Source organism: Pseudoalteromonas sp. SWN29 (assembly GCF_015864465.1).
GTDB lineage: Bacteria > Pseudomonadota > Gammaproteobacteria > Enterobacterales > Alteromonadaceae > Pseudoalteromonas.
This window is the reverse complement of sequence record NZ_JADYXE010000010.1, coordinates 71,695-93,571: the sequence shown is the minus strand read 5'-3', so window position 1 is coordinate 93,571 and position 21,877 is coordinate 71,695. Positions and strand designations below refer to the sequence as shown.

Genomic DNA, 21,877 nt, shown 5'->3' with positions numbered 1-21,877 from the left:
AGCTAATAAATGGTCTCGTTCTTCGCTTGATAACTTATTTTTAGGTGTAGGGCGATTAGCGCTTGGCCTTCCATCACTTTTAACGCCACCTTCAACAATCCAGCGCTGATAAGTTCTTACGCTAATTTCAAGCTCAGCACAGGCTTTAAACCTTGCTGCACCAGAAAATACCGCTTCACTGATTAATTCAACCGCTTGAATGCGAGCTGAGTCGAGGATCATTCGTCCTCGGCTTCCCCCCAGATCGCATTTGCTTTTTTTCTTAACACCAGTAGTGCTGCTGTTTCAGCGAGCGCCTTATCTTTTCGGCGTAGCTCTTTTTCTAATTGGTTGATCTGTTTTTTATCTTTCTTTGCTTCGATGGTGAAGGCTTTCTCTTGCTCTTTTACATTAGCGTTAGCATCCATACAAGCACTGCGCCAAGCCGCTATTTGTTCTGCATAAAGTCCTTTCTTACGACAATATCCAGCCAATTCAGCTTGATTTAACGTCGCTGTTTCCAGCACAACTGCGAACTTGTTTGCTGAAGACCATTGCTCTGCATTACTTCCATCACCTGGCACTAGATGCCCCTTATCAATTGCTTGTTTTCGCCAATTATACAAGGTTGATTCACCAATACCCATTTCGATAGACAATTTTGATATCGATATATTATTGGGCGGCATCATTTTCTGAAGAGCCGACTCTTTTTGCTGCGTTGAATAAATTGGCATTGTTTTTCCACGCCCTCTACTTAATTTTAATGATTAAATATTAAGCGCGACAACTAGTCTGACAGAGAGGGCTACAACGTAACTCATTTCCATACTCAATAAATATAATGTCCGAAGTGAATTATTAAAATTATCTTCGAATTCTAATTCTCGTTTATCTATTTTATTTACAAGTGCTATTGGATCAGATGCATCCATTTCAAATGATTTATTATGGATAAGATTATTTCGAGCTTTTATCAATTTTTTAAGACTAGCAAAAGCTGGTCCTGATTTATCTAAAGAGTTACCACAAATTAATCGAGGAATAACAACCCATTTTGACACTACATCTAAGTTGACTAAGTGCTGCTGATAGTATTTATCTCCAAGCTGTGATCCTGCATAATCATTTATTGCAGCTTCAACACACATTGCTGAAAATACGATTGCTTTTATTTTAGATTCAGTAGATTTTCCATTTAATAGATATTTATCTTCATCACTTAACTGTTCGGTATTGATATTACTTATTCTCAGGCTTTCGCAATATTCTTTTTCTGCAATGCTAAAATAAATCCCGCTTAGTACTTCCGCTCTAGCAGAAAAATCTCTGGGATGTTCAACTTTCAAAGGTACATCATTCATTACAGAATCCAAGGTATTCATAACGAGACTGTAGAATAACTCTGACAGCCAAATTAAATTAAAAAACGAGTTCCTGTAATTAACTCTAATCGCTTTTAAAGCATTAGGTAATGAATTTGGAACCCATAAACAGGCTGTTTTTCTTAAAAAAGAGTAATTCTACAGCCTAAATGCCCCGCTAAGAGGCAAGAAATAGTTTGCTAAAATGTTGAGGAACGCAAACAGCAAACTGTTTTTTGTCCTGCTTGAGCGGCTTATAGTTAGTTGCCGTTTAGCTTACCCAGCGCGGTGACACCTCAAAGGAGAGACCATTAAAAGCAGTACCAGCAATAAATAATAAAACAGAAATGATTAAAGTAAACCTAATGTCATTACGCTTTTTGACAAGTAAATCTGAATTTGCATCTTCACATGCTTTGCCAAAAACTACAGGCCAAAGATATGTAAACATTTGCCTGTAAAGATCTATGAATTCTGGTTCGTTCCATACGCGCCAATGCATTGGAGCTTCAGTTTTCCAAGTTGCTATGAATATACTTACGCTTTTCATAAATGAAAATATCGACCAAATAAAAAGGCAAATCACCAACATTTGAAACATGAGCTATCCTTGAGGCAACTAACGAGCCCATAGATTAACTCGTTTTATTATTTATTTTTATTGATAAACAAACCATAGCTGAGTTCCTATTTTGGTTCAATTGATTACTGTACTTTTACGTAACGTATAAAAAAGTGTTTGGTGTTGTTTCAATTGGCGTTTTAGAAGGGATTACAGGTGTCGGAGTGGCTTACTTGAGGTTAAAAGGGCTTACCCTTCTTAATGCATCGTGTTTTGCAGCTTTTCTATATTATGAACAAGGCAATTCAATTACCCCATTATGCACTGAGGGCATTAACTTTCGTTTGCTCGCGTAAGGTCAATTTATTCATGCCATTCTTTAATAAACAGCGGTCGTCGCCCGATTGGGCTGTCTATTTTTACTTTCATTTTGTCTATATAGCTCAGCTTTTTGTGTGATTCATTATTTATAAACTACACCTGTCGCCCTGTTTCAATCGGCAGCTTTAGCATATATTACTTTTGCAGCGGACACGTTTTAAGTCTTTTAAATAACATAATAAATAACCACATGGTTTAAAAAGGATAGTGTTTAAACATGGAATTTATCATCTCATCTAGCTCATTTTTATCAGTAATTATTTTAGCGTGAGTGCGTAAGCCTGTCATTTGGATCTGTAAAAAATTTGCGATTACTTGAACATCTTTGCTTTCATCTAGTTCACCCATTGCTTTTGCTTTATTTAATATAAGCACAAATGCTGCTAAAAATTCCATTAGATGTGCTTTAGTGATATCCACTAACTCTTGCGATTCTTCAGTTAATTCGTTTACTGTTTTTACCAGCATGCACACTGTATTAGTTGAGTTATCTTGTGTTGGCATCACTTGTGATTTAACTAAAGCTTTCAGTGATTCTAATAACGAGCCATGCTCATTTTGACACTGTTTAATTGTTGCCAACCCTATGTCGGTATAATTTCTTAATACTTCTTTAAATAATCCCTCTTTACTGCCGAAGGTAGCGTAAATGCTAGCTGGACGCATATCTATTTCATCTTGTAAGTTACGCATTGATGTCGCATGAAAACCCTTTTTCCAAAACAGATTTGTGGCTTTGTTTATTACTTCTTGGCGATCAAATTTTGCTTTTTTTAACATCTCAGACTCTTTAACTTCAAATTGAACACACGTTCAAGTATATTTTTTTATCATCTCAGAGTAAATAAGAGAAACATATATTCAGTCAAAGAAAATAAATTACCCCATAGTAAAACCCATAAAATCAATAAAATAGCTGATTAGTTAAGACCAACCTGAACGATCGCTCAAGATAAAGCTTGAACAGTCGTTCAAGCTGACTTATAGTTCACTTCATCAACGAGAGACAATCAACTTATCTTTTACTACGTTTAAATAACTAATTGGAGAAAAAATGACAGCATTTAAATCAGACGTAATCAACCGAGTATCATATCAAGTAAATGGTGCTGACCTTTCTGTACTTCAAGCTGGCAAGGTAGGCAACCCTGTCGCGTTATTAATTCATGGTATTCCGGCGAATGCATTACTTTGGACTAAAGTCATTGAAGCGTTATCAGCTCAAGGATACTTTGTTGTTGCTCCTGACTTACCTGGTTTTGGTGAAACAAAAGTGACTGATAAAAGCCAGTATGGTATTCAAGCAAGTGCAAACTTACTGAATGACTGGATTATTGCGCAAGGTTGGAAGAATATCTGGCTTGTCGCTCATGATATTGGTGGTGGTGTCGCTCAAGGTTTGATGGTAGCAAATGAAGCTGTCTTTCAAAAAGCAACAATATCCAACGCGATAACAGCAGATACGTGGCCAGTACCTGCAATGCAAGGTTTGATTGATGCGGCAAACGCACAGCAGTTTGAGATAGCAGCAGAAAGCGGAATGCTTGCAGAACAACTTGCCCCTTTGGTTCGTGCAACTTTTGTCAATCAACAACAGATAACTGATGAAGTCTTGGAAACAGTATTTCTTGATTCAAAACTAAACACTGAAACGGGCCGTGTTAAATTTGCTCACCTTCTCCGTAGCCTAACTAATGAAGATACGCTGGCGAACATGGAAGCATTGAAAAATGTAAACCTGATCTGGGCGATGCAAGATCCAAATCAACCGTGGGAAGGCCCTGGCTCAATTCTTTTAAATACATTTAAAAATGTGACGGTCAATAAAATCAAACAGGCGGGTCACTTCCTGCAAATTGATGCCGAGAAAGAGTACTTAAATTTACTACTTAGTTAGGACGTTTTAAGAACCATGTTGTTAGCGCTTAACTAGACGATAACTTCAATTGTTTTATGTGGGGAGTAAAGTATTACTCCTCATTATTTATAATATTAGGACCATAAAAATATGCTACTTTCTATCGTCAGCTTCGTTTTATTAAATACGGCATTGGTACATTACTTCTCTAAATTAAAGCAGAATAAAGCACCAAAGAACCCTGTGTTTCTTAAGATTGCAATGGCAATTAGCTCTTTATTATCGGTGTGGGCGATAAGTACACTTTTTACAACACCTACATCGTTAATTTCAACAGTTTTAATCATTGTGATAGCACTTTTGGTATTATCCACCAGTGCAATGTTTACTTTTTTCCTTGCTACAGCAGAAACACCTATTGGTGGTATTAAAATAGCGGTAGGTGATGATCTTTTAACCTTTAAAACTGAAAATTTTGACTCTAGCTCATTGGCAGGTAAGCGTACATTATTGAAGTTTTACCGTGGCTCATGGTGCCCTTATTGTTCGGCAGAACTGGTTATGTTTGAGACGCTTAAACCTAAACTAGATGAATATAACATTCAAATAGTTGGTATTTCTAACGATACCATTGCACAGCAAAAAGAGCATAAAATACGAGATAATATTAGCCACACTTTGGTGGCAGATCCTGAACTAAATATCATCCGACAATACGGCGTTGAACATCACAAAGCATTAGGCGCAACGTCGGAAAATCTGATTAGTATGTTTGGTATATCAATGCCCCTGCCTTGGAAAATGAAATATAAACCGATGTCTATTCCAACGTCGATATTAATTGATGAGAACGGCAAGATTCTATGGATTGATCAATCGAAGGATTATCGTTTACGCGCAAGTGAAGATGCGGTAATGGGAGCGGTAACCGCTAATTTTACTAAAGATTAATAAGACTGACGAAAACAAAACGCAACGCTCTGCACCTAAAGTAATTGCTATTGGGATAGAGAATACCTAGGGTCTGTTGAACTTCCAAGGTTAAATTTTCAGCAGTCTGTTTGGTATTTAGGCAAGGCAGAGCCTATGTAGTGTGGTTATTCCCCATAAATGGGCGATAACGTAGCATTAATGCCAAACAGGCGCTGCCCAAAGGGTTCTTCCTAGGGGCTATTTACTCTTTGTTGCTCGGTTTTTACTTAGCCCACTAGGTTACAAACCTCGCGCCGCGATTAAATAGCCCCTAGTTTGAACAAATTTTAATCCGCAAAGATAAACAGACCCTAGTGCTTACATGGCCTTTATCCGACGTTAAATAATAATCTTGGTGATCCTGTGGTGTAGGTAGTGGTGCTAAATTACTTGAATTTATCACCACAGAACTTATGCCTATGGTTGAAAGAAAACATAAGGTTTATGATTATCGTGTTTTCTTCGGAGCATAAACTTTAGGCGTTTTCTCTGTGTGCACCCTTTGCAAAAAAAATGCCTAAATTAATCAATGCGTATTAGTTTACAGACATCAAAGTTGTTAAATATTTACCTTATACATAATAATTTTTGAATGCCTGCCAATTTCTATCTTCTGACTATTGGCCAATTACCAAAGCTAATTTTATTGTTCTTAAATAAATTAACTATGCTCTATTCTTAATATTTACCGCTTAAAAGTTTTGTGGAATAATGCCCACCTCTTAGGGGAGTAGCCCGCTCAGTAATGAGTAAACTTATCAACATAATTGCACCTCAGTGCATGGTAAGTTTGTAATGTTGTAGCAAGCGTTATCGGCGAGACCTAGGTAGACACTATCCTCATGGCGGGAGATAGTTGTTTGCCTTGGTTTAGTATTCCCGCCTGTAAGAATCAATAATGGAAGTTTTTTTAACCTCAACCGTCACTGTCACACTTGCCGAAATAGGCGATAAAACTCAGCTTTTATCACTCCTATTAGCAGCCCGTTTTCGTAATAAAAGCGCGCTTATTCTTGGTATTTTAGCCGCAACCTTACTGAATCATGACCTATCAGCGTGGTTTGGTCAGTGGTTAAGTAATAGTTTTTCTTCTGAGTATTTACCTTGGCTTGTAAACATCAGCTTTATTGTTGTTGGCCTTTGGCTATTAGTTCCAGACAAAGACGAAGCTGTAAGTAGTAAATACGATAGCTACGGGGCTTTTTTAGTCGCTTTTGTATTATTTTTTATTGCAGAAATTGGTGATAAAACACAAATAGCGACGGTGTTATTAGGCGCGCAATATCAGTCTGTGTTTTGGGTAACGGTAGGAACCACATTAGGTATGCTAATTGCTAACGTACCTGTTATATACGCTGGTAATGCATTACTAAAAAAAATATCTCTAAACACCGTACGTGCTATTGCTGCTTGTGTGTTTGTGTTATTGGGTATTTATGGGTTAGTGACAATTTAATCAATATTAAAGCTCGCAGCTGTTGATTTAAGTGCGAGCTTTAGTTTTTCCTGCACGTTATTTATGCATTATTTACACAGTAACATCCCTTGGTTTGTGTAATTAAGAGGTTTGAGTTAAAACCTGCGGCTAGATTAGTGACCACAGTTTCAACAAAACCACTTCCCTGAGCACACGCTAATCCTTCAGAGAGCGGCCCAGCATAAACAAACTCACCGTTTTTATTAATAATAACGGCGGCAGGCGTTGCCGGAATAACGTGTTTAAGCTTTGGTGTTAATTCAACTTGTACAACCTTCATAGCTTTATTGGCAGCAAAAGAGGTTAACGATGAAATATGCGGTTTAGCCTGTATAGTACACCCGCAGTTTTTTTCTGTTATGAGTACTAACGTCGGCTCACCAGTGTCATCCCAATCCAATTGCTTTTTAAAGTTACTAAACCACTGCTTTTGCAATAAAACTTTTGAGCTATCAAATGGTTTAAGCTGCTCTAATTGAAAATAAATTAACCCTGCAACAACGCAAATTAGCCATGCAGATATGAGCAAAAATACGAAAGTGTTAGATTTATTTAAACTTGGCAATGCTTTGCTCTAGTACATCTATACTTACATCTATTAGCTGCACTTTAGCGGTTAACTGCTGCACTATTTGCGTATCTTGGTATTGATTTTGTCGCATATTATCGGTACTACTTGCTATTAACTCAGTATTACCTGCTTGCTCAGCTACCACTTGTGCAACCGAGTCAGAGCTTGAAGACACAGCGGCTATTTGCTCACTCATTGCTGAAATATTCTCTTTCATTGCGGTACTGATACTTGTTAAATCAACTACAAAATTTACACACTGACTCATTGATTGTGTTGATGTTTTACTATTATTAACGAGATCTTTGAGTGTTAAACCAATCTTGTCTGTTGTCGCTTTACTATGATTTGCAAGTGATCTCACCTCATCAGCAACAACAGCAAAACCTCGTCCATGTTCACCTGCACGGGCAGCCTCAATAGCCGCATTTAAAGCAAGTAAATTTGTTTGCTCAGCGATACCCGATATTTCATTAAGAAGACCAGAAATAACACCCCCAGCTGCAACTAAATGACTTATTTGCTCTTCTGTGTGGTTAAGTAACGTTAATAACTCTCTACTTTTCGAATCTGTTTGATGAACATCTTCTAATGCATTACTGACAGTTTTAGTAATATGGTCGACTTGACTCTTAAGCGCTTCACTTTCTTCTTCAACAAGCTTAAAGCCATGTGCAACTTGTGAGCCTGAATTCGCTATATCATCCGTTTGCTGTGTACGATGCACAGCTCCATCTGCAAGCTGGTCATGAACTTCGATAAGCTCTCGCGAGTTTTTTTGCAGTGATTCTGATTGCGCTTGAACTTGCTTAATAACATCAGATATATAGTCTAGCAATGTATTAAATCCAACCACAGCATCGCTTTTAGTATCATCAGCACGTAGGGAAAGTTTAATATTTTCAGGGTCTTCCATTATTTGCTCTGTCGCATAACTTAATGACAAGCCTGCACGGCGCTCACGTTGCAATGTTTTAGCTATATAACCTGCAACTAGCACTTCAACAATCGCATATCCTGCATGTATAAGTACTGTAGTAAAAGCGAGTCTATCCGGATCAAATACGTAGAAACCTGTATTTTGAGTTTGAAGATAATAAAAAGATAAATGATGAACAGCAACAAATATAATTGCCGTTATAAAAACACGCCACTGTACAAACATTATAAGTACAGCCATTAAAATGAATATCTCAAAGTGGACTTCTATTAGCCCGAATGTTTGTTGGATGTGCAAAAAGGAGAACATCATAATAGCGGCTGCAACTACGTGTGCGGTTACAGCGTTTTCTGGATGCGTTCTGAGTAACCAAATTGGGAGTAAGCAAAGTGGCAAACCAATAATAAAAGCTTGAGTTAACGTACCAAAATACAGACCAACACCAATAGACTCAATAAATAAAAGACTAAAAATAATGGTAAACAACCGAGCGACACTAGACATAAAACCCTTAAATATATTGTAGGTTACTAAACACACAACATTATACGTAATAAAGCTTAAACTGGAGCACTTATTCGAATAAAATTTCAAACTATTGAGACAGACTCAAATAGGCTTATTTTATTATAGGTAATATTTTTTTAAACGTTGGTGTTGCAGCTTGTTTTGTCCACTGAAAAATAACAATTTCAGCACATGAAATTACAGCCCCAGCTTGTCGTAACTGATCAATTGCTAGCTTTTTATGTTCAGGATTTCGAGAGCCGATAGCGTCTTGAATAATAATGACCTCAAAACCTCTTTGAATTAAATCTAAGCATGTTTGTAAAACACACACATGCGCTTCAGTGCCCACAACAACAACTTGCTTTTTACCATAGTTTTTTAACTTATCAACAAAGCCAGGCTCTTCGCATGCACTAAAATAAGTTTTATGAAAATACGCGGCATCGGGCAACATATTTTTGATTTGCTGATTAGTTTCGCCTAAACCCTTCACATATTGCTCTGTTATTAAGACTGGTATATCGTGAATAATAGCAGCCTGCGATAACTGCAACGTACTTTTTAAAATATTCGGAAAATCTTTAATTGCAGGGGCGAGCAACTCTTGTAAGTCTACAATTAATAATATGCTATTTTTTACATCAATATTAGATAAAACCACTATACTCTCCTCATAAGTAGTAACTGTTATCTTTATAGATTAGCTCACTATTTGAAAATAAAACTTTTAACTGAACGTATATTATTTGTAATTAAATAATAAAAACTTATGCTATATTCACTATCTAGCTAAGTACCAACCTATCTACCACTGAGAGTGTTTATAAGTGCGTTTGAGTAAATTTTTTTATCATATTATCATTATTTTTTTACTATGCATTCAAAGCACTTTTGCATCACAAAACTATGCTCAACAATTACAACGTATTTCTACTGATGAAGGCCTCTCGCAAAGCTACGTTTTGCAATCACAAGAAGATGAAATTGGCTACATATGGATAGCAACCCAACAGGGTTTAAATCGCTTTGATGGTTATAATGTAAAAACCTTTAATGGTGGCTTTGGGTTAGATAAATACTATATTTATGCTTTATTTAAAGCCGAAGATGGAAAAATCATAGTTTCAACCGACCTTTCCGGTGCATATATAATAGACCCTCTCACTTTAAAAACTGAAAAAATCTATTCTGGTCAGATAGATAAAGAACAAAAGATGTTTTCTCCAATCTCCGCAATGACTCAGCAGCAAGATACTTTTTACTTTGCTATAGATGGTCAAATATATACATATGATGAGATGAGTAAACGCTTTACACTTAAGCTTACCCTCCCCAATAAAGGTGACTACATTAGGTCATTAACAATATATAAAAACACTTTATATATTGGTACAAATGATGGTTTATACACTGCAAATATAGATAGTTCAGAGCTTGTAAAGATTCCTCTTCATCCCCCTGAAAAAAATACGATAGATAATGTAAACGTCAAATTTTTAAGTGTTGATAGTGAATTAGGATTACTTGTTGGTACTGTTGAAGGTATGTATCAATTAGCATTTGATAATAACAAAAATATATCTGCAGCTGATATTACAACGCTAATTCCTGATTATAATATATGGGATTATGCCAATACTGTTTACGGCGAGTTTGTTGCAACCGAAAGTGGATTGTTCAGTTATCACCGTGAAACCAAAGAACTAGAGTTCATATTAAATTATGAAAAAAGTAAGTTTAATATTAATGAAAACTCTATCAATGACCTCATGGTTGATAAGTCTGGCGTGCTTTGGCTCGCATCTAGAACCCAAGGCGTGTTTACCTGGCCAATTAAAACCCAACGGTTTAAACACATCTCCTTACCTGGCAACAACACTATTCATGCAACCTATCAAGACAATAATAATATTATATGGTTAGGAACCGAAGATGGAATTGCACGCTACGATAAAGCAACAAATAAAAGCAATGTGTATTTAAGTTCCACCGACTCAAAAGCGATATATGGAACATCTGCGGTATACGATATATTTGCTTCTTCAATTGGAGAAGATCAATACCTTTGGCTTGAAACTTTTAACGGGTTTAAACTTTTTGATAAACAAACGGGTAAAGTTATTGAGAATAAAGACACTGATAATAATGTAATTAACCAGCCCAATTTATTTGGTTTTTCCCAATTAGCCGCCGACAAATATGCATTTATGTCTGATGATAACTTTTATGTTTTTAATGAAGCAACCGGAAAAACAAGAATTATTAAAGGGCTTAAAGAACAAGTCGATCCTTTATTTTCTTACGCCTTTTATAAACCCCTTAAAACGCACCCTGAAGAGTTTGTGGTGGGTACGTCAAAAAGTCTTCTAAGGTACAACGAAAAAAATCAAAAATTAACAACTATATTTCAGTCATTTAATCCTAAAAAAGATATTTTTTATACTGTAGAAAATTTTTACTTAGATACAAAGCGAAATATCTTATGGTTAGCAACAACCAACGAAGGTTTACTTGGTGTTGACCCAATTACTTATGAAAGAAAGCACTATATAGGATTAAAAAATTCATTTAATACTGATTCTATTTACTCATTACTTCCTGATGAAAATGGTTTTTTATGGGTAAGTACCGACAATGGTTTGTATCAAATAAACCTAGATACACTCAATGTAATGAGTTATTCAGTAAAAGACGGTTTAAATATAAATCAATTTACACCCATAGCAGCAGCAACATTAAGCGATGGTCATCTTATATTTGGTAGTAATGCAGGAGCACTACTTTTTGACCCTTTAGACTTTAACGAAAAAGAACAACTTAAAAAAAGTAACCTAGCTATTACTGATATCAGTCTTTTTACTAAAGAGCTCAATTATTACCCTAATAAATACCTTAGCCAACCGCTTGATCTCGATTATGAAGACATGGGATTGACCGTTAGCTTTTCTAACTTTTCTTACCCTAATGTTGATAAAGCATATTATAAAGTAATTCTTTCAGGGCCTACATCTCTTACATACGAAGACTTACAGTCTAACCAAGTGTTTTTTACAAAGCTTCAACCTGGCAATTACTCACTAAAAATATCAGCGCATAATCGTGATGGCATTGTTACAAGCGAACCGACTACGCTTAATATCAATGTAGCCTACGCGCCATGGAAGTCGCCCTTTGCTATTGCCGCTTATATAGTTTTAATACTTGGGCTTTTGTTTTTTATTTTTTGGCAGTATCGAAGCCGCCAAGTTGCAATTGAACAGGCACATAGAGCCACTATCCATTCGCAAAAACAAACAGAGCTAGCCCTTAAAAATAATAAAAGCGGTGTTTGGAATTATCGCTTTAAAGATAACTCTGTAAATACACTCAGAGGAATTGAACTTGGTTATTCAGATTTACCTGAACGTGTACATATAAAACAATTTTTAGCACTTATACACCCCGATGATCAACGCCACTTTGAAAGTCAGTGGGTAAACTATTTCAAATACAAAAAGCATCAAAACTGGCAAGCAACTTATCGCTTACAGCACAAAGGTGGGCATTGGCTGTGGTATCAAGATACAGGGCAAGTTATATATGATCCTCAAACAAATGAGCCGTTATATGTTTCTGGCATATATACCAATATCACCGAGCAACGGGCTAATGAGCAACAAGCAAAAATTTTAGGTGAAGCGTTTAGTCAAATAAACGACTGGTTACTTATACTCGATGAACATTTAATGCCATTTTCAGCAAATAACAGTTTTATTGAAACATTTTCAAATGAACAAGCTGTGACTAAAATTAGTCCGAAGTTATTTATTAAGGCCATTGGTAAAAATAAATGTAGAGAATTTGCTCATATTCTAAAAAAATTAAAACCGACAGAAAGCTGGCAAAGTGATACTTATATAAAAACAGCGAGAAATGACGAACATCCAATACATATAAGTGCTACAGCTGTAACAAAAGATACTGCTAGTTACTACGTAGTTGTTATTACAGATTTAACCGAACAAAAACGTGCTGAAAACGAGCTGCGCTATTTAGCTAATTTTGATCCTCTAACGCATTTACCAAATCGTAGTTTAATGTATCAAAACATCGAAAAAGCGATTAGATATGCCGATGAAAATAATACACAATGTGCATTACTATTTATTGATTTAGATAAATTTAAACCTGTTAATGACTCTTTTGGTCACGCAGTGGGTGATAAACTGCTGTGTAATATTACACAAAGAGTAAGCGGTATGCTTTGCGAAAATGCCAAACTTGGCCGCCAAAGTGGTGATGAATTTTTAGTGCTCATTCAAAATATAGAATCGCTGCAATCTCTTCGCAATACAGTAAAGAAAATTAGCAATGAATTAGCTAATAAAGTCATTATTGAAGACTTCTCTATTAATATTTCAGCCAGCATTGGCGTCGCTTTATATCCATTCGATGCTGTAACCACCGATATACTTATTCGTAATGCCGATATTGCGATGATGCACGCTAAACAAGACGGGAGAAACGACTTTAAGTTTTTTAGCGATGAAATGAATGAGCTGATAAAACAAAAGCTACTTCTTGAAAATGATTTAAAAGATGCAGTTAAAGACAACCGATTTTTTAATCACTATCAACCTATTATCGATATAGAAGAAAAAACAATAAATGGTGTTGAGTTACTTATGCGCTGGGAGAATAAAGGTCAGTTAGTATCGCCAGCTCTCTTTATTCCTGTCGCAGAGGAAACCGGTTTAATAGAACTCCTTACTGAGCAAGCCTTGCACCGAGCACTTATTGAACTTGCCCCTATACTCAACGAAAACCCATTGTTTTATATATCTTTAAACTTATCGCCTAAGCACATATTAAAAACAAATATAACGCAGCGATTGCTGTACATATTAGCTGAATCTCAAGTACACCCAAAACAGTTAAGGCTTGAAATAACAGAGAGCATTTTATTAGAAGATAAACTTAAAGCAGCCAAACAACTACAAAACTTAAAAGCGGCTGGGTTTAAATTATTACTTGACGACTTTGGTACGGGCTACTCATCACTCACTTATTTGAGCCAATTCCCTATTAATGTTATTAAAATAGATCAAAGCTTTGTAAATAGTATTGGTGTAGATAAAGGGGATGAGTCGATTATTAAAACCATTTTTTCGCTAGCAAAAAACTTAGATCTTTACTGCATTGCAGAAGGAGTGGAAACACGCGAACAGATGGCATTTTTAGCTGAAGTTGGGTGCAATGTATTGCAGGGTTATTACTTTGCAAGACCAATGAATGCTAAAGACCTACGCAAAAGCGATTGTTTTAGCAATATCATTGATTTGATTTGAAGCGTTAAAAGCGTGCCTATCAACTCTGCACGCTTTTAATAGTAACTAACTTGTATTAATGGATGTGATGGCATTCGTGGCTTTCTATTTGTAATACACTATTGTGTACATTAAATTTTTCAGCTAGAAGTTGCTCGACCTTCAAACGACATGCTTCATCATGTTTTTCAATCGTACAATGCTGTTTAAGTACGACGTGCGCTCCTACTACAACACCGTTGTATTTACGCGTTACTGTGACGTTGTGAACATTGTGAACATGCTCCATATCTGTAATTACACTTTCAATATCAGTAGCCTTAGGGAGTTTTGCTTTATTTAAACGCAAACCTTTTATACAACGAATAATAACCTTAATACCGGTGAATAATACGAAAGAAGCGATTAACATGCTCGATAAAATATCGATAACAACCCAGCCCGTAAAATATATAAGAATGCCGGCAACAAATGTCGATACGGTTGAAATTAAATCAAAGAATGAATGTAAAAATACCGCGTAAACATTAATACTTGCTTTACGGCCTTTATATAAAACCCATGCAGCTGCACCATGAAACAAAAAGCCAATTGCCGCAATAACCGACATCAAATAACTATTAATCGCCAGCTCATTACCTTCATGTTGATGAATAAACCGTTCACCACCTTCGTATAAAATAACTAAGCTGATTGCTAAGTATAAAAAGCCATTTATTAGCCCACCTATGAGTTCAGCTCGTTGATGACCATCGTTGTAGGTTTTAGCAAAGTGAATAGCCAGACTTGACGCAATAAGTGCAATAAACAACGAACTATTGTGAACAAACAAGTGCCCAGCATCAGCAAGTACAGCAAGCGAGTTAGAGTAATAAGCACCTATTACCTGAATTATCATAAATGAACACGTAATTGCTAGCGCAATAAGTAACCGACGACGCGAGGCTTGGTGTGTAGTGATTTCTGTCATGAAATGCTTAAATAACCTATACTTAAAATGCAAATAAGCCAATGATGGCTTAGAATGGAAAAGGGTAATGATATACAGTATCAATTATAATACGTACAGCCCTCAAACGCACTAAAAACTTAGTATAATCAAAAAAATTGTGCTAATAGTAAGTGAGAACAATAAAAATACAAATAGAAAAATAACAAAATTATGGCTTAAGTACATGGAGAGTTGAGTGGATAACAACCAAGCAGATCAAGCATGGCAAAATATGGAGTTACTGCCGTTTTGCGTTTTATTCTATGATAGCAATACGAATATATTTAAAGTTAATAGCCAAGCGCAGAGGCTATTTGACTTAAAAGAACAACCACATTTTAAAAAAGCTGATTTTTCACATATTACGTTAACCAATCATCATAGTAAAAAAGAGCTCTTAATCGAGGAACTCTTCATTGATTATTTTATGGCAAATAACCAATGCCAGTTTGTTCTATCAAAACCAACGTCCAAATTACTACTCAATGTAAAATTTGCAAAATTACTTAACTCAAACTCAATTATCATCATCGATATATTAAATAACAATGTAGATGAACAATATGATTTTGGAAACATTATTTCGAACATTTCAACTGACTTAATTGATATTCAAAATGATGATGTTGATAAGCATATCAATTATGCATTAAAAGCAGTCGGTACAGTTTGCCACGCAGATCGAAGTTACCTTTTTAAATTCGCCGAAGATGGTAAAACCATCAATAATACTCACGAATGGGTCAATAATGGTATACAAGCATTTAAAGAGGACTTACAGGATCTTCCAAAAAACACTCTCCCTTACTTTTTTAGTTCAATGGTCAGTACTCACTTATTCAGAGTTAACGATGTAGCGACGTTACCTATTCAGGCAATAAGTGAAAAAACAATTTTTCAGCAACAAAAAATAAAATCGGTACTTTGTATTGGTTTACGTTATGACAAAGAACTGGTTGGTTTTATTGGCTGTGATTGTGTTGTTCAACATCGAAACTGGACTGATTTAGACCTCATTCGCTTAAGGTTAGTGGGTGAAATGCTCGCTAATGCTTTCAAAAATTTAAATTACAAACAAGAGCTACAACAAACTCAGCAGCAACTCATTAACGCCAACCATAAACTCAACAAACAAGTTAATACTGATGGCCTTACAAACATTGCTAATAGACGCTGTTTTGATCAGACTTTAAAATGCGAAATTAAGCGCTGCGCACGTAATAAAGAGCCTATTAGTTTAATAATGTGTGATATTGATTTTTTTAAGCGTTATAACGATAACTACGGACATCAGCTAGGTGATGAAGTGTTAAAACAAGTGGCCAAAGCGCTACATAATCTTTGCAAGCGTGAAGGTGATTTAGCCGCTCGTTTCGGTGGTGAAGAATTTGCGATAATTTTACCCGCAATCGATACAGAACATTGTCAAAGATTTGCGGCTCTGATTCAGGAAAAAATTGCAGAACTCGCAATTGAACATAACTTTTCAAGTGCCAGTAAATACCTTACTTTGAGTATTGGATTTTATAGCTTTATACCCAGTCAAAAAACAACACCTAAAGAAGTAATAACTAACGCCGACATAGCCCTCTATAACGCAAAAGAAACAGGCAGGAATAAAATAGCCCGGTTTGAGAAAGCCAACTAAGTCGGCGTGCTACGTGAGTTTTAGTGGTTAAAAGCTCGCTGTAGTGATAATCTATACACGCTGAAATTATAAACAATACAACCACTCAGCGTTTAATTATTATAAGGAATGTTTAAATGGACCCAGTCACACAAATTCTCGACATGATTTTTACTGTTGAGGCTTTTTTACTTGTTTTTGTTATCGTGCTTTTAAAAAGTAGCGTTAAATTTGTACCACAAAACCGCGCCTGGTTAATCGAACGATTTGGTAAATACCAATCGACTAAAGAAGCCGGCCTTAACTTTATTATTCCATTTATTGATAGGATCTCGGCTGATCGTAGCTTAAAAGAACAAGCTCAAGATGTACCGTCGCAATCAGCTATCACTAAAGATAACATCTCACTTATAGTTGATGGCGTACTGTACTTTAGAGTACTAGACCCGTACAAAGCAACCTATGGCGTTGACGACTATACGTTTGCAGTTGTGCAACTTTCGCAAACAACAATGCGTTCAGAACTCGGTAAAATGGAGCTTGATAAAACATTTGAAGAGCGTGATTTACTTAACACCAACATTGTTGCTGCTATAAATCAGGCATCTGAGCCTTGGGGTATTCAAGTACTTCGTTACGAAATTAAAGATATTGTGCCACCTAACTCTATTATGGAAGCGATGGAAGCGCAAATGAAAGCTGAGCGTGTTAAACGTGCTCAAATTTTAGAATCAGAAGGTGACCGCCAAGCAAATATCAACGTTGCTGAAGGTAAAAAGCAAGCACAAGTACTTGCTGCAGAAGCCGATAAAGCCGAGCAAATTTTACGCGCTGAGGGTGAAGCAACTGCAATTACAACTGTTGCTGAAGCACAAGCAAATGCACTTATTAAAATAGGTGAAGCTGCAGATACAGAGCAAGGCCAAAAAGCAATTCAGTTAGACTTAGCAACTAAAGCAATTGCAGCTAAAGAAGCGATTGCTCGTGAATCATCAATTGTATTACTGCCAGACAACGCGACAGATGCAAGCTCAATGGTTGCGCAAGGTATGGCAATTATTAATAGTTTAAATAAAAAGAATTTGGGTTAATAACTAAATAAAGAGGTTTGTATGGATTTTATTACGCAAAATTTACCGCAAACACTTATGGTACTTGGTATTGTTGCTTTAATAATAGAAGTAGCTGTACTTGGCCTTTCTACATTTATTTTGTTGTTTTTTGGATTATCGTTATTCCTCACAGGATTATTAATGAGTTTTGGTATTTTACCCGACTCATTAACCACCGCCCTTTGGAGTAATGCAATTGTAACAGCAGGTTTGGCCGTTGTACTTTGGAAACCATTAAAACAAATGCAAAATCGCGTAGATAAAAAGCAAGTAAATAGTGATTTTGCTGAACTTACTTTTGTACTTACTAGCGATGTAACAGAACAAGGTTTAACTACACATCAATATTCAGGTATTAGCTGGAAGCTTAAAAGTGAGCAACCAATTGGTGCCGGTACTGAGGTTTTAGTAACCAAAAAAGAAGTGGGTGTTATGTGGGTTACGCCTAAAAGCTAATCATCACTTTAAAAACAAACACTGTAAATTGTAAGTTACAGTAAAACGGGCGGCTCAAACTGCCCGTTTTTTATATCTGATATTTTAAATACAGCGCCTTGTTCAGTAACAGTATTATTAATCGCTTCATCAAATGCCGATGTCACAAGTAACAATTCAGCATTTTCACCTCCAAATGCAGTGCATGTCGGTTTTATTGCACAAAGCTTTATTGTTTTAATTAGCTCACCGCCTGGAGATAAGCATATAACACACCCCATTCCCCACACAGCTAGCCACAAATTACCTAATTGGTCGGTTACGCAGCCATCGGGATCAACATCAGTATTATTAAATTGATAAAAAACACGTGGCTCAGAGCAAGGTTCGCCAGTTTGCTCATCCAAATCTAATACATAAATACAACTCGTTAAAGAGTCGCAGTAATAGCCACGTAAACGTGCCTTATCAAAACACAATCCATTTGGAATACTCAAGTCACTTACAACGGCTTTAAGCTGGCGTTTATAATAACGGTATATTTTACCATCACCTTTTTTAGCATTTACATCCATTGTACTAAACCAAAAACCACCCCATGGATCAGCGCGGCCATCGTTTGAAAGCCTGTTTAACAGTGTATTTTCAATATTGAGGATAAGATGGCGAGTGTTTGAATTAATATGATATTTATATAAACCAGTACTTGTACAGAGTAACAAGTGCTGCTCATCAATCCACGCTATTGCACTGAGCGTATCAGGCATATTAACTATTTTTAGTTGGCTTTCGTTGTGTGTATTTTTACTTAAAAGTAGTTTTTTATTTATGTCGACCCAAAAAAAAGTATTCAGCATAGGGTGCCAAAGAGGACTTTCTGCAAGATGATTCTGTGTGCTTTCAAAAATGGTTACGCTAGGATCAAACATAAATACTTATTCTTTATTATTAACAAAGCCTTGTAACCCCAAACTTTACCAGAAAACAGTTAATTTCGCGATGTGTACCTGGCTTTAATTTATCAACACGCCCTAGGGCGTGTTGACCTTTGGTGGGTGAATTTGCAGCAGACTGTTTGGTTTTTAGGCAAGGCGGAGCCTATGTAGTGTGGTTATTCCCCATGAATAGGCGATAACGCAGCATAAATACCAAACATGCGCTGCCCAAAGGGTTCTTTCTAGGGACGATTAACTCTTTGTTGCTCGGTTTTTACTTAGCCCACTAGGTTACAAACCTCGCGCCGCGATTTAATCGCCCCTAGATTGAACAAATTTCAATCCACAAAGATCAACACGCCCTAGTGACTGCTAAATCAATATTATTGCACCACCGGCTAATTTTAAAGTTGGGCGTACCACTAAAAAGTTTTAAATACTTAATAGTGGTTACAACATAGGAGTTGATACTGCTAAGGCCTTTTTAGCTAAATAACTGTATTCTTTAACCTAATAATTGCGGTGCTTTACCCGCAATAACTACGGTTAGTAAACCAGCTAACATAGCTCCTACAACGGTGCATATTGCACCGCCTAAAATACCATAAACACCTATAAAGCATATCAGTGCTAAACCAAATAACGGCGCACTTAAAAGTATTTTGGTTGGTATTGCGAGTGTGTTCTTTCGTATGTTGATCATCATTAATAATAAACTCACCATCGCAATTATAATTAGTAACTCGTTCATGCGGGTTGTACCTCAACTTGTAATTTTTGTGTGTTTTTTATTTTTAAGGCAACAAATAGACACGCAACACCCACCACCATAAAGCTTATATCTACTACCGCAACAAGCAAACTATTAAAGTTAACAACATTGCTCACTCCAAATATAATGTTAAGCGGCAGCACTACAGCAAGCGAAGCGCCGCATAATAAAAGAGTCAGCTTAAAATAGTTTTTATAATCCATAGGCAATGCACTTAAAAGTAACCATCCCAACCAGGTATAAAAAAATACAGGACCAAAAAAGCTATTTTGCGCCACACCAACAACGGTGTAATTAAGTACAACTTGCACAGGAAATAGCACAAAGTTTGCTAATACCAAGCCTCCACAACTGCCAATAATAAAACGATTCCAGCGTGTATATGCCTGCATGCTAAGCGATGGGCTACTGCCACGCGTACGCTTTGTGAGCCACATCATCATGCCCGAAATAGGTAAAAGCGCAGTACATAAGCCAAGTAATACCCAAAGCAGTTTTACAAACACTCCTGCAAAGTTCCCAAAGTGCAGCGGAAACATCAACTCAATTACTTTTATCGAAACACCTGAAATATCACCAAAACTACTCATCGACTGCACAAACTCACCATTACCCTGATAATGCAGTAACTGAGAAGCAACAGCCTCGCCACCTAACAAACGCAAATATACCTGCGCATTCGCATCGTTATGCGCCATTATAGTTACATCTCTAATTATTGCTTTAGGGTAACGGCTATGAGCATGCTCTAAAATAGTGTCTATTTTTGTAGGTTGCTTAATGTGGTTAACTACAGGCTCAGGAATGGCGGTAAACGTTTCTATTAACTTATCCTGATCGCCACCAAAGCTCACAAACGCTGCTGCTGGTAGTAAAATAATGGTCGCGAGCCCTAAAAATGATCCTGTAAAACCAATCACAATGTTAAATACGCTGCCCCAAATACCTATAACCTTATGAGCATCGCTTACTGCAATATCTAACCCTTTATCTCGCCTAAACGTAAAGAGCTCTTTTATCAATTTGCGATGAATAAACAAGCCTGTCACTGCACTTACTAAAAGCGTTAAACCTAAAAACCCAGTGAGTATTAACCCAATTGGTCGTCCTAAATGCAAATCTGCATGAAACTCACCTATATAGGTTGGCGCATCCGTTTTTTTATTGGCGTAAAACTCTTTACTAGGCCCATAGTAAGTATTTTCCAGCGCCAATGTATTGGGATGAAACTGAAATACTCTGGCCACCTCTTGGTCATAATTTTCATCGCCATGGTGAGATTCAAATACCAACGTTAATAAATGAAAGTTATGCCCGCTTGGTAAAAACACATGAATGTTTTTGCCAAATTCACTAGGTACTTGTTTATGGTATTCATTTACTAGTCGATTAATTTGCGCGCTGGCAACGTGTTGGCTAGATTGTAACTCTGGATTTGCCCATATTTTTAACTCAGGTCGCGACAGCACCGCTAATGCCCCACTAAATGCGACGATAAATAGCAGCACAGCAGTAATAATTCCTACCCAGCTATGTAATAAAAATAGCTTCTTTAAAGTAATCGACTTCATCCCTGCCCCTGCGTTAACGCCCAAAAACTCAATAAACCATGTGATACACACAGTGCAATCATCACTACAAAAGGTTGCCATACTTTTTGCGCCAAATACGCATAAATAAACAACGCAGTCCAAATAACAGGAAAAAGTAAAATAGGCAGTAATATTTGTTCATTCATTTGAAACGGTAAATAGGTTGTCATACCCGGAATCATTATTACCGCAGTAACTAGCGCTAATACACACGCAATTAAGTGCCTTCGGCGTGTAGCTGTAAACGTTTTTTTATTATTCATTATTCGCTCATTAAATTTGTCCAAACATATACAAAACAGCACATGCAAATGATAACAATTGTCATTATATTGTGCATTTAATACTTAATGCAATTTATTAAACAAATTAAGTCTAAAAACACTGTTGGTTTGCCTTAAGAGCTTTTATGCTACGCCTCGCAATTTAGGTACGCAGTAATGCGTCATTTCAGTTAAGTCGAGTTCGGGCTTTTTAATTTTCAGGAAGCAGT

General features: G+C 36.5%; 20 protein-coding genes, 3 pseudogenes and 1 riboswitch. Of the genes and pseudogenes, 8 read left to right on the top strand and 15 right to left on the bottom strand.

The features are described 5' to 3' along the window. From I6F53_RS05880 to I6F53_RS05860, 6 genes and pseudogenes are all read right to left on the bottom strand, one after another. Window positions 1–222, bottom strand: a pseudogene (locus tag I6F53_RS05880) (IS3 family transposase); the annotation flags it as partial. After that, on the bottom strand, window positions 219–716 hold the full coding sequence (locus I6F53_RS05875) for a transposase (RefSeq protein ID WP_197238879.1): 498 nt from the start codon (window positions 714–716) through the stop codon (window positions 219–221). The pseudogene I6F53_RS05880 and the gene I6F53_RS05875, both read right to left, overlap by 4 nt. Window positions 717–749: 33 nt before the next feature. Further along, complete coding sequence (locus tag I6F53_RS05870) at window positions 750–1,343, bottom strand: hypothetical protein (RefSeq protein ID WP_197238878.1); 594 nt, start codon at window positions 1,341–1,343, stop codon at window positions 750–752. Window positions 1,344–1,614: 271 nt separating this feature from the next. Further along, entirely contained in the window at window positions 1,615–1,944 is a 330-nt protein-coding gene (locus I6F53_RS05865; protein ID WP_197238877.1) for a hypothetical protein, read from the bottom strand. A gap of 278 nt (window positions 1,945–2,222) precedes the next feature. Next, window positions 2,223–2,469 (bottom strand): annotated as a pseudogene (locus I6F53_RS20835) (transposase); the annotation flags it as partial. A gap of 12 nt (window positions 2,470–2,481) precedes the next feature. Next, on the bottom strand, window positions 2,482–3,066 hold the full coding sequence (locus tag I6F53_RS05860; RefSeq protein ID WP_197238876.1) for a TetR/AcrR family transcriptional regulator: 585 nt from the start codon (window positions 3,064–3,066) through the stop codon (window positions 2,482–2,484). Window positions 3,067–3,340: 274 nt separating this feature from the next. Here I6F53_RS05860 and I6F53_RS05855 point away from each other — a divergent pair, with 274 nt between their 5' ends. Beyond that, window positions 3,341–4,183 (top strand): alpha/beta fold hydrolase, encoded by an 843-nt coding sequence (locus I6F53_RS05855; protein WP_197238874.1) that lies wholly within the window; start codon window positions 3,341–3,343, stop codon window positions 4,181–4,183. 161 nt (window positions 4,184–4,344) lie between these two features. On the opposite strand, the gene I6F53_RS05850 is transcribed toward I6F53_RS05855, so the two are convergent. Continuing rightward, window positions 4,345–4,491, bottom strand: a complete 147-nt coding sequence (locus I6F53_RS05850; protein WP_197238873.1) for a hypothetical protein — start codon at window positions 4,489–4,491, stop codon at window positions 4,345–4,347. Between the two features lie 34 nt (window positions 4,492–4,525). Between I6F53_RS05850 and I6F53_RS05845 the strand changes: the two genes are divergently transcribed. Continuing rightward, window positions 4,526–5,095, top strand: a complete 570-nt coding sequence (locus I6F53_RS05845) for a peroxiredoxin family protein (RefSeq protein ID WP_197238872.1) — start codon at window positions 4,526–4,528, stop codon at window positions 5,093–5,095. Between the two features lie 734 nt (window positions 5,096–5,829). Then, window positions 5,830–5,931: riboswitch (yybP-ykoY riboswitch) on the top strand. Window positions 5,932–6,014: 83 nt separating this feature from the next. Then, window positions 6,015–6,572: a TMEM165/GDT1 family protein gene (locus tag I6F53_RS05840; protein ID WP_197238870.1), complete on the top strand. Its 558-nt coding sequence runs from the start codon at window positions 6,015–6,017 to the stop codon at window positions 6,570–6,572. A gap of 61 nt (window positions 6,573–6,633) precedes the next feature. Here the strand turns inward: I6F53_RS05840 and I6F53_RS05835 are convergent, their stop codons facing one another. From I6F53_RS05835 to I6F53_RS05825, 3 genes are all read right to left on the bottom strand, one after another. Then, complete coding sequence (locus I6F53_RS05835) at window positions 6,634–7,158, bottom strand: DUF6436 domain-containing protein (protein ID WP_166421143.1); 525 nt, start codon at window positions 7,156–7,158, stop codon at window positions 6,634–6,636. Beyond that, entirely contained in the window at window positions 7,142–8,608 is a 1,467-nt protein-coding gene (locus I6F53_RS05830) for a methyl-accepting chemotaxis protein (RefSeq protein WP_197238869.1), read from the bottom strand. The genes I6F53_RS05835 and I6F53_RS05830 overlap by 17 nt, the downstream gene beginning before the upstream one ends. A 115-nt stretch (window positions 8,609–8,723) precedes the next feature. Beyond that, window positions 8,724–9,275 carry a hydrolase gene (locus I6F53_RS05825; RefSeq protein ID WP_197238868.1) on the bottom strand — a complete coding sequence of 184 codons (552 nt, stop codon included), beginning with the start codon at window positions 9,273–9,275 and terminating at the stop codon, window positions 8,724–8,726. A 166-nt stretch (window positions 9,276–9,441) separates the two neighbouring features. Here I6F53_RS05825 and I6F53_RS05820 point away from each other — a divergent pair, with 166 nt between their 5' ends. Continuing rightward, on the top strand, window positions 9,442–13,941 hold the full coding sequence (locus I6F53_RS05820) for an EAL domain-containing protein (protein WP_197238867.1): 4,500 nt from the start codon (window positions 9,442–9,444) through the stop codon (window positions 13,939–13,941). Window positions 13,942–13,996: 55 nt separating this feature from the next. On the opposite strand, the gene I6F53_RS05815 is transcribed toward I6F53_RS05820, so the two are convergent. Further along, the gene (locus I6F53_RS05815; protein ID WP_197238865.1) at window positions 13,997–14,890 is read right to left on the bottom strand and encodes a cation diffusion facilitator family transporter; all 894 of its coding nucleotides are present in this window, start codon (window positions 14,888–14,890) and stop codon (window positions 13,997–13,999) included. A 253-nt stretch (window positions 14,891–15,143) separates the two neighbouring features. Here I6F53_RS05815 and I6F53_RS05810 point away from each other — a divergent pair, with 253 nt between their 5' ends. The 3 genes from I6F53_RS05810 to I6F53_RS05800 all read left to right on the top strand — a co-directional run bounded on the left by I6F53_RS05810 (window position 15,144) and on the right by I6F53_RS05800 (window position 18,106). Beyond that, window positions 15,144–16,559, top strand: a complete 1,416-nt coding sequence (locus I6F53_RS05810) for a diguanylate cyclase domain-containing protein (protein WP_231616551.1) — start codon at window positions 15,144–15,146, stop codon at window positions 16,557–16,559. Window positions 16,560–16,675: 116 nt separating this feature from the next. Then, window positions 16,676–17,629, top strand: a complete 954-nt coding sequence (locus I6F53_RS05805; protein WP_166421766.1) for a slipin family protein — start codon at window positions 16,676–16,678, stop codon at window positions 17,627–17,629. A gap of 21 nt (window positions 17,630–17,650) precedes the next feature. Beyond that, window positions 17,651–18,106: an NfeD family protein gene (locus I6F53_RS05800; RefSeq protein ID WP_165742026.1), complete on the top strand. Its 456-nt coding sequence runs from the start codon at window positions 17,651–17,653 to the stop codon at window positions 18,104–18,106. 35 nt (window positions 18,107–18,141) lie between these two features. Here the strand turns inward: I6F53_RS05800 and I6F53_RS05795 are convergent, their stop codons facing one another. Then, window positions 18,142–19,014 (bottom strand): SMP-30/gluconolactonase/LRE family protein, encoded by an 873-nt coding sequence (locus I6F53_RS05795; RefSeq protein ID WP_197238860.1) that lies wholly within the window; start codon window positions 19,012–19,014, stop codon window positions 18,142–18,144. A gap of 382 nt (window positions 19,015–19,396) precedes the next feature. On the opposite strand from I6F53_RS05795, the pseudogene I6F53_RS20830 reads away from it, so the two are divergent. Next, window positions 19,397–19,516 (top strand): annotated as a pseudogene (locus tag I6F53_RS20830) (patatin-like phospholipase family protein); the annotation flags it as partial. A 9-nt stretch (window positions 19,517–19,525) separates the two neighbouring features. On the opposite strand, the gene I6F53_RS05790 reads toward I6F53_RS20830, so the two are convergent. Genes I6F53_RS05790 through I6F53_RS05780 form a run of 3 tightly spaced genes read right to left on the bottom strand, consistent with a single transcriptional unit; the run spans window position 19,526 to window position 21,647 of the window. Then, window positions 19,526–19,771, bottom strand: a complete 246-nt coding sequence (locus I6F53_RS05790; RefSeq protein WP_197238859.1) for a hypothetical protein — start codon at window positions 19,769–19,771, stop codon at window positions 19,526–19,528. Then, window positions 19,768–21,363, bottom strand: a complete 1,596-nt coding sequence (locus I6F53_RS05785; protein ID WP_197238858.1) for a PepSY-associated TM helix domain-containing protein — start codon at window positions 21,361–21,363, stop codon at window positions 19,768–19,770. The genes I6F53_RS05790 and I6F53_RS05785 overlap by 4 nt, the downstream gene beginning before the upstream one ends. After that, window positions 21,360–21,647: a hypothetical protein gene (locus I6F53_RS05780; protein WP_197120138.1), complete on the bottom strand. Its 288-nt coding sequence runs from the start codon at window positions 21,645–21,647 to the stop codon at window positions 21,360–21,362. The genes I6F53_RS05785 and I6F53_RS05780 overlap by 4 nt, the downstream gene beginning before the upstream one ends. Window positions 21,648–21,877: the final 230 nt, after the last annotated feature.